The organism is Stutzerimonas azotifigens DSM 17556, from assembly GCF_000425625.1.
Lineage (GTDB): Bacteria > Pseudomonadota > Gammaproteobacteria > Pseudomonadales > Pseudomonadaceae > Stutzerimonas > Stutzerimonas azotifigens.
In genome coordinates, this window is sequence record NZ_KE384419.1 from 1 (window position 1) to 9,324 (window position 9,324).

The following is a 9,324-nucleotide window of genomic DNA, read 5'->3' on the forward strand; positions in this document are numbered from 1 at the left end:
GCCGTGGGCTCGAGTCTGCAGCGAACATCCCCCTCTCCCTCCGGGAGAGGGCCGGGGTGAGGGTTGGCGGGGTCGGGGCGGCTCACCCTCATCCGGCCCTGCGGACCATCTTCTCCGGGGCGATGTCTCTCCCCCTTCGGTGGGCTGAAGCGGAACGCCGCCTGGCCCACCCTACGGCAATGAACCCCACCCTACCCATTGCCTTTCTGTAGGAGCGAGCTTGCTCGCGAACGGCTGGTTGTCCCATTCGCGAGCAAGGCCCGGCGTCCCCTCGCGCCAGCCTGAGGAGGGCGTTCTCAGGGCGCGAGTGCCATCCACTGGTCGCTCAGGCTACGCGTGTGGCGGTCCACGGTGATGGGGGCGTAGGGGCGGCCGGAGGCGCTGTTGAAGCTATTGTTGCCGCTGTTCATGTCCATCAGCGCGACCCGGAGGAACTCCCAGCGGGTATGCAGCCTGTCGAACGCCGGATCGCCTTGGCCGGCGAGTTCGGCGAGCTGTCGGTCGATGTCCGGCACCAGCCGGCGCTCGTCCTGCCCGAGGTAGGTTTCCGGCTGCTCGCGCGCCGTCTCGAACGAGCCGATGTAGGCGCGGCTCAGGTACTGCACCGCCAGGTACTCGACCTTCGCCGGCAGCTCGGCCCGGGCGTTGGCGCCCTGCTGGGCGCGCACCGCGGTGAGAAAGTCGCGCAGGGCCTTGCTCAATTCGCCCGGCCAGGTCCAGGGCACCTCGTCCTCGTCGCGGCCGAATGCGGCGCCCCGGCGCAGGGTGGCGACCAGCGCGCGGTGCGTCCGGGCCAGTTCGGGCGAGGCGCCGGTGGTCTGCAGGAAGGCGGCGTCGAGCGCCGAGAGGTCGGCCTCCATGCGCGCCAGGTGGGTTTTCTGGAAGCCTTCGCCGCGGTAGACGAGCAGGCTGCTGGTGGCCCGGCAGGCATGGATCTGCATGCCTTCGAGCGGGGTGAAGCCGCTCGCCGCGACCGCCTGGGCGGTGCCCGCGAGCCAGCAGGCGATGACGATCATGGATGTCCCTAGCCACGTCATGCGTCGCATGGATGCTCCTTTTGTTGTCGTTGTAGAAGCAGATGCCTCCTCGATGTTGGCAGGAACTAGCGTACCGGGCCGTCGTCGGCTGGGTATTGCACCAAAGAGTGATTCGGGGATGATGCGCGGCAGCGCTCAGAGCATCCGCTCGAGGCCGATGGTCCGTACCAGCCAGGCGTTGAAGCGCCGCCACCAGCCGCCCGGCTCCTCCTCCAGCACGCGCAGCCGGCCGTGGTCCTCGGCGAGCCAGACCAGCCGAGGCTCGCCTTGGTCGTCGGCCAGCCGGACCTCGTAGCTGATCGCCGGGGACATGCCCTCGAGCGTCAGCTCCTGCACCTCGGTGGCCAGCTCCGGGCTGTCGATCAGCACGCCGACCTCGGTGTTCCACAGCACCGAGCGCGGGTCGAAGTTGAACGAGCCGATGAACACCTGGCGGCGGTCGAACATGGCCGCCTTGCTGTGCAGCGAGGATTCGGACGAGCCGCTGATGTTCCACGACTGTTCCTGCTCTGGCTGCCGGCGCAGCTCGTAGAGCACCGCGCCGAGCTCGAGCAGGGGCACCCGGTAGGGCGCGTAGCCGCCGTGCACGGCCGGCACGTCGGTGGCCTCCAGCGAATTGGTGAGGATGCGGATCCGCACCCCGTCGCGGGCGCGTTCGGCGAAGTAGCGCATGCCGGCCTCGGTGGGCACGAAGTAGGCGGAGATCAGCGTGAGTTCGCGGCTGACGCCCTGCAGCACCGGCGCGAGGTCGGTGGTCAGCAGCAGCTCCGGGCGCGGCTCGCCCTCGGCGAGGATCTTGTCGGGCGCGTCCCACAGCGCCTGCGCCGGCGCCCAGCGCAACTCGGCCAGCCAGCCGTCCAGCTGCGGGCTGCGGCGGTAGCGGGTGAGCAGTTCGAAGCGCTCCGGTTCGCCATGGCCGAAGCCGAGCAGCGAGGTGCGCAGGTGCGCGCGGGCTTGCTGCAGCGCCCCGGGGCCGGGGCCGAACCGGTGCAGGCGGTCGATGGGGACGCTCAGCGAGTGGTTCCAGTACAGGTCGAAGCTTTCGCCCAGGCGCTGGGCCACCGGGCCGGCGGCGAGCAGGTCGATGTCGGTGAAGTTGAGCGTCTGGTCGGCATCGAAATAGGCGTCGCCGAGGTTGCGCCCGCCGACGATGGCCAGCCGGCCGTCGGCCAGCAGCAGCTTGTTGTGCATGCGCCGGTGCTGCTGCGAGAGGTGCAGCAGGCGGCCGAGGGCCCGGGTCGCCGCGGTGGTGCGGCCGGCGTGCAGCGGGTTGAACAGGCGCACCTGCAGGTTCGGGTGGGTGTCGAGCGCCGGCAGCTCGAGCTGGGCGTCGGCGGCGGTGGTGTCGTCGAGCAGCAGGCGCACGCGCACGCCGCGGTCGGCCGCCTGCAGCAGTTCGTCGAACAGCAGGCGGGTGGTCAGCCCGTCCTCGACGATGTAGTACTGCAGGTCGAGGCTGACGCTGGCGGCACGGATCATTTCCAGGCGCGCCTGGAAGGCCTCGTCGCTCGATGGCAGCAGGCGCAGGCCCGAGGTCTGCGGTGGCTGGCGCTGGCCCAGTCGGTCGATGCGCTGCACCAGCGGCGCGTCGTCGGCCGGCAGCAGGTAGCTGGCCGGGGCCGGGCCCCGATTGGCGCAGCCGGCGAGGCAGATAAGGGCGAGCAGCAGCAGGCGGAAGGGCAAGGCATCTCCTCGTGAGAGCGTATCGGGCGCTCGCCTCCATGGCAGCGACGTGCCCGGCCGCCTGTGGGAGGCGCGCCCTCGCGGCGAATGCAGGCCGCCGGCCTGTCCGAAAGTCGGAGGCTCCCAGGCGTCGACACTCGACTGAGCGAGGGTGCGGTCACGCCGGGCGCTGTTGCTTGGACGCCGTTCGTCGGCGGGAATTCAGACGGCGTCCTTCAGCCGGTACCAGAGCATGCCCAGCGCCAGCAGCGGCGAGCGCAGCAGCGGGCCGCCGGGGAAGGTCTTGTGCGGGACCTTGGCGAACAGGTCGAAACGGCCGGCCTGCTGCCCGCCGATGGCCTCGCCGAGCAGGCGCGCGGCCAGGTGCGTGGCGTTCAGCCCGTGGCCGGAGTAGGCCTGGGCGTAATAGACGTTGGGCTGCCCGGGCAGGCGGCCGATCTGCGGCAGGCGGTTGGCGCCGATGCCGATCATTCCGCCCCACTGGTACTCGATGGCGATGCCGACCAGTTGCGGGAACACTTCGAGCATCTTCGGCTGCATGTAGGCGGCGATGTCCTTCGGATCGCGACCGGAGTAGTGGCAGGCGCCGCCGAACAGCAGGCGGCGGTCGGCCGAGAGGCGAAAGTAGTCGAGCGCGACGCGCTGGTCGCAGACCGCCATGTTCTGCGGCAGCAGCTCGTTGCAGAGCGCCTCCGGCAGGCGCTCGGTGGCGATGATGTAGCTGCCGGCCGGCAGCACCTTGCCCGCCAGGCGTGGCTCCAGGCCGTCGAGGTAGGCATTGCAGGCGAGCACCAGGGTATCGGCCTGCACGCAGCCCCCGGCGGTGTGCACGCGCACCTTCGGGCCGTGGTCGATGCGCTGCACTGCCGACTGCTCGAACAGCCGCACGCCCAGCGACCGGGCCGCGGCCGCCTCGCCGAGGGCGAGGTTGAGCGGATGCAGGTGGCCGGAACCCATGTCCACCAGCCCGCCGAGGTAACGCGTGGAACCGACCACCTCGCCGAGGTTGCGCCGGGAGACGCGCCGCAGTTCGTGCGGATAGCCCAGGCGCTTGAGCTCGGCGTACTCCTCCTCGAAGCCCTTCAGGTGGCGCGGCTTGGTCGCCAGGTCGCAGTAGCCCCAGGTCAGGTCGCAGTCGATGGCGTAGCGCGCGATGCGCTCGCGGACGATGTCCACCGCCTCGAAGCCCATGCGCTTGAGTTCGTCGACGCCTTCCTCACCGAGGATCGGCATGAACCGGTCGAGGTCGTGGCCGACGCCGCGGATCAGCTGGCCGCCGTTGCGGCCGCTGGCGCCCCAGCCGATCCGGCGCGCTTCGAGCAGCACCACGGACAGTCCGCGCTCGGCGAGTTCGATGGCGGTATTGAGGCCGGTGAAGCCGCCGCCGACGATGCAGACGTCGGTCTGGCAATCGCCTTCCAGGCTGGGGCAGCGGAGGTCGCGGTTGGCGCTGGCGGCGTAATAGGTAGGGGCGTGGGTCTCGTGACAGGGGGATTGCTGAAGGGTCATCGGTAAAGCCTTGTCCATCTCTTGCCCTTCAGCATAGGCCGGGCGCGCGGGCGAGCGCAAAAAGGCTCAGTCCGGCACCGGCAGCTCCAGCGACTCCTTGACCTCCTCCATCACGATGTAGCTCTTGGATTCGCGCACGTGCGGCAACTTGAGCAGAATGTCGCCGAGCAGCTTGCGATACGAGGCCATCTCCGAGATGCGCGCCTTGATCAGGTAGTCGAAGTCGCCGGACACCAGGTGGCATTCGAGCACGTGCGGCAGCTTCAGCACCGCGCGGCGGAACTCCTCGAAGATGTCGCCGGACTTGTAGGCCAGGCTGATCTCGACGAACACCAGCAGCCCGCCCTTGAGGTGCTGCGGGTTCAGGCGCGCCGAGTAGCCCATGATGATGCCCTCGCGCTCCAGCCGGCGGACGCGCTCGGTGCAGGGCGTGGTCGACAGGCCGACGCGCTCGCCCAGTTCGGTGAAGGGCATGCGCCCCTCGGCCTGCAGCAGGCGGAGGATCTGACGGTCGATCTTGTCCAGTTCGCGGCGGGTCTGATGACGGGTCCGCATGGTTGAAACACCTCCGTGTAAGCCGTTATGCCCGTTAAATTGCCCTAAAACTCGGCTTTTTTATAGTAAGAAACCCTGGTTGCGTCTTCCTATACTCGCCGGTAACAGCGTTCATTGCGCCCGCACGGGCGAGGAGGCGAAATGCGAGTACTGGTTCTTGGCAGCGGGGTGATCGGCACGACCAGCGCCTACTATCTGGCCCGTGCCGGGTTCGAGGTGACGGTGGTCGACCGCCAGCCGGCGGTCGCCATGGAGACCAGCTTCGCCAACGCCGGGCAGGTATCGCCCGGCTACGCCTCGCCCTGGGCGGCGCCGGGCGTGCCGCTCAAGGCGATCAAGTGGATGCTGCAGAAGCACGCGCCGCTGGCCATCCGTCTCACCGGCGATGTCGACCAGTACCTGTGGATGGCGCGCATGCTGCGCAACTGCACCGCAGCGCGCTATGCGGTGAACAAGGAACGCATGGTGCGCCTGTCCGAGTACAGCCGCGACTGCCTCGACGAGCTGCGCGCCGAAACCGGCCTGCATTACGAAGGCCGCCAGCTCGGCACCACCCAGCTGTTTCGCACCCAGGCGCAGCTCGACAGCGCGGCGAAGGATACCGCGGTGCTCGACCGCTCCGGCGTGCCCTACGAGCTGCTCGACCGCGACGGCATCGCCCGCGTCGAACCGGCATTGGCCGGGGTGGCGCACAAGCTGGCCGGCGCACTGCGCCTGCCCAACGACCAGACCGGCGACTGCCAGCTGTTCACCACCCGCCTGGCCGAGCTGGCCCGTGGCCTCGGCGTGGAGTTCCGCCACGGCTGCAGCATCGAGCGGCTGGAGCACGATGGCGACCGCCTGGCCGGCGTGTGGATCGATGGCAAGCTGGAGGTCGCCGATCGCTACGTGCTGGCGCTCGGCAGCTACAGCCCTCAGCTACTCAAGCCGCTCGGCATCAGCGCCCCGGTGTACCCGCTCAAGGGCTATTCGCTGACCGTGCCCATCCTCGACCCGGCGATGGCGCCGATGTCCACCGTGCTCGACGAGACCTACAAGATCGCCATCACCCGCTTCGACCAGCGCATCCGCGTCGGCGGCATGGCGGAAATCGCCGGCTACGACCTGCGCCTCGACCCTCGCCGGCGCAAGACGCTGGAGCTGGTGCTCGGCGACCTCTACCCGCAGGGCGGCGACGCGAGCGAAGGCAGCTTCTGGACCGGCCTGCGCCCGGCCACCCCGGACGGCACCCCGATCGTCGGCGCCACCCGGGTGAAGAACCTCTACCTCAACACCGGCCACGGCACCCTGGGCTGGACCATGGCGTGCGGCTCGGGCAGGCTGCTGGCCGACCTGATGGCGCGCCGGCGCCCGCAGATCAGCCCGGAAGGGCTCGACATCAGCCGTTACTCGACCGCCAAGGAGCGACACAAGCATGCCCATACAGCGCCTGCGCACTGAAGCGCGCTACAGCGACATCGTCATTCACAACGGCACGGTCTACCTGGCCGGGCAACTGGCCGACGACCACAGCGGCGACATCCGCGAGCAGACCCGCCAGACCCTCGCCAACATCGATTCGGCGCTGGCCGAGGCGGGCACCGACAAGCAGCACATCCTCTCGGTGACCGTGTACCTGAAGGACATCGAGGCCGACTTCGCCGGCATGAATGCCGAGTGGGACGCCTGGGCCGCCAGGGGCGCGGCGCCGGCGCGGGCGACCGTCGAAGGGCGGCTGTACGCGCCCGAGGTACGGGTGGAAATGACGGTGATCGCCGCGCTGCCTTGAGGCCGTGCCCCGGCGGGCGGGAAAGCGGACAGGCGTGTTGTAAATTCCGAACACGCTGCCCATCATACGGGCCACCCTGTCCCTGACTCCCGAGGAGGAGCCCGCCATTGGACGTCGGCGCCAGACTGCAGAACATCCGCAAGCTCAAAGGCCTTTCCCAGCGTGAACTCGCCAAGCGCGCGGGCGTGACCAACAGCACCATCTCGATGATCGAGAAGAACAGCGTCAGTCCCTCGATCAGCTCGCTGAAGAAGGTGCTCGGCGGCATTCCGATGTCGCTGGTGGAGTTCTTCTCCATGGACCTCGACCAGGACAACGACACCCAGGTGGTCTACAAGGCCAGCGAGCTGATCGACATCTCCGACGGCGCGGTGAGCATGCGGCTGATCGGCAAGGCCCACCCGGACCGCGCCATCGCCTTCCTCTCCGAGACCTATCCGCCGGGCTCGGACACCGGCGAGGAAATGCTGGTGCACGAGGGCGAGGAGGCCGGGATGCTGGTCGAGGGGCGCCTGGAGCTCACCGTCAGCGGCCAGACCTACGTGCTGGAGACGGGCGACAGCTACTACTTCGAGAGCAGCAAGCCGCACCGTTTCCGCAATCCGTTCGAGCAGCCGGCCAAGCTCATCAGCGCCACCACGCCGGCGAATTTCTGACTGAGGCGAAGCTCTGGGCTTGCGGTCCGCCAGCCGGCCCAGGCTGACCAAGCCTGTAGCCTGTAGCCTGTAGCCTGTAGCCCGCAGCCGCCGTTGCGACAACATGTGTTGTTTCGAGCCGGGAGTCGAGTCGTTATACTGGCGCCCGCCCGCGTTTCCGTGGCCGCGGGCGTATCCAGCCACGTGAGGGTGTAAGGTGAACCTGATTAAGAAGATCCTGGCAGCACAGGCTGCCGTATTGGCCCTGTGGGCAGTAAGCGCTCAGGCCGCGAACAACGACGCGATCGCCGAACGTCTGAAGCCGGTCGGCGAAGTCTGCATTTCCGGCCAGGAATGCGCCGGCGTCGGTGCCGTGGCCTCCGCCGCCGGCGGTGGCGCGATGAGCGCCGACGACGTGATCGCCAAGCACTGCAACGCCTGCCATGGCAGCGGTGTGCTGGGCGCGCCGAAGATCGGTGACAGCGCCGCCTGGCAGGCCCATGCCGACGCTGCCGGCGGCCTCGACGGCCTGCTCAAGCATGCCATCAGCGGCATCAACGCCATGCCGCCGAAAGGCACCTGCGCCGAGTGCGGCGACGAAGAGCTGCTGGCGGCCATCAAGAAGATGTCCGGCCTGGAATAAGCTTCGCGCTGCAGGGAACAAAGCCGCCTTCGGGCGGCTTTGTCGTTTCTGGCCTGTGCCGGACCGCCGGGGAGCAAAGCCGGGAGCGGGCCTGTCGAAAGCCTGTGATCGGCGCCCCCGGGCGCGAAACCCACGCGAAGGCGAGGTCCGTATGCCCAGCTCCACCCTCAGACTCGAACAGTTGCAGTTCAGCAGTGACGGCCGCACCCCGAACAGCCGGCTGCCGGTGCTCGTCTACCGCGACGTGCCCATCGCCGACGCGGACGTCGCCGCCGCCTTCGAGCGCCTGTTCGACAGCCACTTCTGGCCGGCGCGCTGGCGCGCCCAAGTCTACGACTACCACCATTACCACTCCACCAGCCACGAGGTGCTCGGCGTCTCGCGCGGCTGGGCGCGGTTGATGCTCGGCGGCGAACAGGGGCGGGAAGTGGAGGTCGAGGCCGGCGACGCGCTGGTGCTGCCGGCCGGCACCGGGCACTGCCAGCTGGAGGCGAGCGACGGCTTCGAGGTGGTCGGCGGCTATCCGGTCGGGCAGGACTACGACCTGCTGCGCCCGGACGAGGCGACCCACGACCAGGCCGCCGCACGCATCGCCCGAGTCACCACGCCGGCCAGCGATCCGGTGTCGGGGACCGAAGGGGCGCTGGTCGGCCTCTGGCGGCCGGGCAAGGGGCCGATCTGAGCAGGCCCCGGGCGGTCAGTCGACGAACTGGACCTGGCCGCCTTCCAGCGAGCGCACGCGCGCCAGGGATTCGATGCGGAAGCCCTGGGCCTCGAGCTCCTGGCGACCGGCCTGGAACGACTTCTCGATGACGATGCCGAGGCCGGCGACGCTGGCGCCGGCCTGCTGGACGAGGGCGATCAGGCCCTTGGCGGCTTTGCCGTTGGCCAGGAAGTCATCGATGATCAGCACCCGGTCGTTCGCCGACAGGTGATGGGTGGAGATGGCGATGGTGCTTTCCACCTGCTTGGTGAAGGAATACACCGAGGCGGTCAGCAGGTGGTCGGTGAGGGTCAGCGACTGGTGCTTGCGGGCGAAGATCACCGGCACGCCGAGTTCGAGCCCGGCCATGACCGCCGGGGCGATACCGGAGGCCTCGATGGTGACGATCTTGGTCACGCCCTCGTCGCGGAAGCGGCGGGCGAATTCTTCGCCGATCTGCTGCATCAGCCGCGGGTCGATCTGGTGGTTGAGGAAGGCGTCGACCTTGAGCACCTTGTCGGAGAGCACAATGCCCTCGCGGCGAATCTTCTCTTTGAGCTGTTCCACGAAGCGCTACCTCAGCGAGCACTGGCCGTATAGCCGGAAAAGCCGCGCATTCTCGCTCAAACGACACTGCCAAGACAAAGGCCGCGTACTGGCTTGGCGCCATTCGGACGAGCGGCTCGAACATCGGCAGCGCCTTTCCGTGGGGGCGCCCCCGGCGATGGCAAGCCTTGCCGGCCCAAGAGCGATCGCCCCGAGGTCGGGCCTCCCACAGGGCGTGCAGTCCC

10 protein-coding genes are annotated in these 9,324 nt (G+C 68.8%); 5 read left to right on the forward strand and 5 right to left on the reverse strand.

What is annotated here, in order from left to right:
* Positions 1–296 precede the first annotated feature (296 nt).
* The 4 genes from H610_RS0120405 to H610_RS0120420 all read right to left on the reverse strand — a co-directional run bounded on the left by H610_RS0120405 (position 297) and on the right by H610_RS0120420 (position 4,784).
* Positions 297–1,046 (reverse strand): hypothetical protein, encoded by a 750-nt coding sequence (locus tag H610_RS0120405; RefSeq protein WP_028241385.1) that lies wholly within the window; start codon positions 1,044–1,046, stop codon positions 297–299.
* A gap of 126 nt (positions 1,047–1,172) precedes the next feature.
* Complete coding sequence (locus H610_RS0120410) at positions 1,173–2,720, reverse strand: phospholipase D family protein (protein WP_028241386.1); 1,548 nt, start codon at positions 2,718–2,720, stop codon at positions 1,173–1,175.
* 201 nt (positions 2,721–2,921) lie between these two features.
* The gene (locus tag H610_RS0120415; protein ID WP_028241387.1) at positions 2,922–4,229 is read right to left on the reverse strand and encodes an NAD(P)/FAD-dependent oxidoreductase; all 1,308 of its coding nucleotides are present in this window, start codon (positions 4,227–4,229) and stop codon (positions 2,922–2,924) included.
* 66 nt (positions 4,230–4,295) lie between these two features.
* Positions 4,296–4,784: an Lrp/AsnC ligand binding domain-containing protein gene (locus tag H610_RS0120420; protein WP_028241388.1), complete on the reverse strand. Its 489-nt coding sequence runs from the start codon at positions 4,782–4,784 to the stop codon at positions 4,296–4,298.
* A gap of 141 nt (positions 4,785–4,925) precedes the next feature.
* Here H610_RS0120420 and dadA point away from each other — a divergent pair, with 141 nt between their 5' ends.
* From dadA to H610_RS0120445, 5 genes are all read left to right on the forward strand, one after another.
* Complete coding sequence (gene dadA, locus H610_RS0120425; RefSeq protein ID WP_028241389.1) at positions 4,926–6,224, forward strand: D-amino acid dehydrogenase; 1,299 nt, start codon at positions 4,926–4,928, stop codon at positions 6,222–6,224.
* Positions 6,199–6,552, forward strand: coding sequence for a RidA family protein (locus H610_RS0120430; RefSeq protein WP_028241390.1), 354 nt, complete (start codon positions 6,199–6,201; stop codon positions 6,550–6,552). The genes dadA and H610_RS0120430 overlap by 26 nt, the downstream gene beginning before the upstream one ends.
* 107 nt (positions 6,553–6,659) lie before the next feature.
* Positions 6,660–7,208: a cupin domain-containing protein gene (locus H610_RS0120435; RefSeq protein WP_028241391.1), complete on the forward strand. Its 549-nt coding sequence runs from the start codon at positions 6,660–6,662 to the stop codon at positions 7,206–7,208.
* A 196-nt stretch (positions 7,209–7,404) separates the two neighbouring features.
* Positions 7,405–7,830, forward strand: coding sequence for a c-type cytochrome (locus tag H610_RS0120440; protein WP_028241392.1), 426 nt, complete (start codon positions 7,405–7,407; stop codon positions 7,828–7,830).
* Between the two features lie 151 nt (positions 7,831–7,981).
* Positions 7,982–8,512 (forward strand): hypothetical protein, encoded by a 531-nt coding sequence (locus H610_RS0120445; protein WP_028241393.1) that lies wholly within the window; start codon positions 7,982–7,984, stop codon positions 8,510–8,512.
* A gap of 15 nt (positions 8,513–8,527) precedes the next feature.
* Here the strand turns inward: H610_RS0120445 and H610_RS0120450 are convergent, their stop codons facing one another.
* Positions 8,528–9,100 (reverse strand): xanthine phosphoribosyltransferase, encoded by a 573-nt coding sequence (locus H610_RS0120450; RefSeq protein WP_028241394.1) that lies wholly within the window; start codon positions 9,098–9,100, stop codon positions 8,528–8,530.
* Between the last annotated feature and the right edge of the window lie 224 nt (positions 9,101–9,324).